At 50.5% G+C, this 1490-nt stretch carries 1 protein-coding gene and 1 pseudogene; one reads left to right on the top strand and one right to left on the bottom strand.

From position 1 onward, the window contains the following. Positions 1-124: 124 nt before the first annotated feature. Positions 125-949 carry a hypothetical protein gene (locus ACOTX5_RS21220; protein WP_229654969.1) on the top strand — a complete coding sequence of 275 codons (825 nt, stop codon included), beginning with the start codon at positions 125-127 and terminating at the stop codon, positions 947-949. Here ACOTX5_RS21220 and ACOTX5_RS21215 read toward each other — a convergent pair. Then, positions 927-1490, bottom strand: a pseudogene (locus ACOTX5_RS21215) (phage tail protein); the annotation flags it as partial. The gene ACOTX5_RS21220 and the pseudogene ACOTX5_RS21215 sit on opposite strands and share 23 nt — an antisense overlap.

The raw sequence follows: 1490 nt of genomic DNA, 5'->3' as shown, positions 1-1490 counted from the left end.
TCGACATTCCTAGCGACCAGTTCGTGTCCGTGCGCGTCGAAATGCCTGCCGATTCTTTATACAACCAAAAAATCAGAGCAGCAGAGCTGGCCATGACTGCTGATGCGGGTGAATAAAGGTCGGTTTGGTAGACAGCAATGGTTACGTGCCTGTGTCACTGGGAGGTACGGGTAGCAACAGGGGGGCCGCAATTGGTGTCAACATCGATGGAACCTTATCTTCTACTGGCTGGTTTAATGATATTTCAACCAACCCTTCCACAATAGGTTCTGCCCGAATAACTGATGATAATGTATGGCGGAGCTATATTTCTGTTCGCCATCGGAACGGTTCTAATGCGGCCTCAGGAGGAGATAGTGCGAATTACGGATTTATGCTGGTCGATGAAGCAATGTCAGCTCAGTCAGCCGCAAATATCACAATTCGTAAACAGGCAGGCGGTACGTGGCTTTCACCTGTCAAATTATATTCAACGGGTAATACGACTAAAGCAAGTGATGGCACCCTAAAGGCGGCCTCACCTGTTGCTCGCATTGTTAATTCTCAGGAACAGAACCAGCGCACGGATATATCCGAGGATGGTTTTGCATGGTGCGGCTGCGGTACTGCGAACACCGAAGCTGAAGGAATCAAAATTTCCCGGGTCGATGTTGGTGTTTATGTGCTGAGAGGTTCGGCAGGCCTGGCGTCAGAGGGATGGCAGTTACTGCCGCCAATGGACCCAGGCGGCATGGGAGAGCTTGGGATTGTTGAAGCAGAGCAGGCAGAAAGCGGTGGGCTGACTATCCGCCTGTTTAAGCGAAAATACATGCTGAGCGATGAAGGGGAGATCGTCAAAACAAAAGGGGAACCGATGGACGTGCCGGTGAACAGCTGGATCGATGTTCGCTTGGATATGCCTGATGATTCTGCCTTTAATCAGATGATCAATCAGAAACTTCAGCCATAGCTGCACGCTGATTCCAGATACTGTTTTGCGGCATCTCTACACGGACACTGACAAACTGATCGGCCGGAATATCGGCCGGTTCGCCATCCACGAAACCTTCCCGTGAGTTCCTCGCAAATATCGGTGCTGACGGGTATTCCCGGTGGAATGTTTTCACGAGCACTGATCCGTCGGCATTAACCTCATAGTCAAGCCAGATTAGGGCCTGCCCATTACGATCTTTAGGGATATCGAAGCCACCATCAATCCCACCCCACGCCGCATCTGAATTCATACCCATGCAGCCCTCGATCAGATACTCTCCGGCTTTCATGCGAGTTACGGTACAGCCCTCTGATTCGTTATTAGTTTCAAACGAACCGTCTGCATACAGTTTAACTACTGGGGAAGCTGCTTTTAACGTGCCGTCACTAGCTCTGGTAGTGTTACCAGTGTCATAAACTCGTAACCATGGAAGGAATGAGGCGCTTTCTCTTGCCCTCCACCACATACCCTGGTTTCCTCGTCCCCCAAGCTGAAAGCAGTAGGATGAATCGGAACT

Source organism: Enterobacter cloacae complex sp. IR5441 (genome assembly GCF_049238215.1).
In the GTDB taxonomy this organism is placed as follows: domain Bacteria; phylum Pseudomonadota; class Gammaproteobacteria; order Enterobacterales; family Enterobacteriaceae; genus Enterobacter; species Enterobacter hormaechei_C.
The sequence above is the reverse complement of the archived record's forward strand: the minus strand, read 5'-3'. Positions and strand labels throughout refer to the sequence as shown.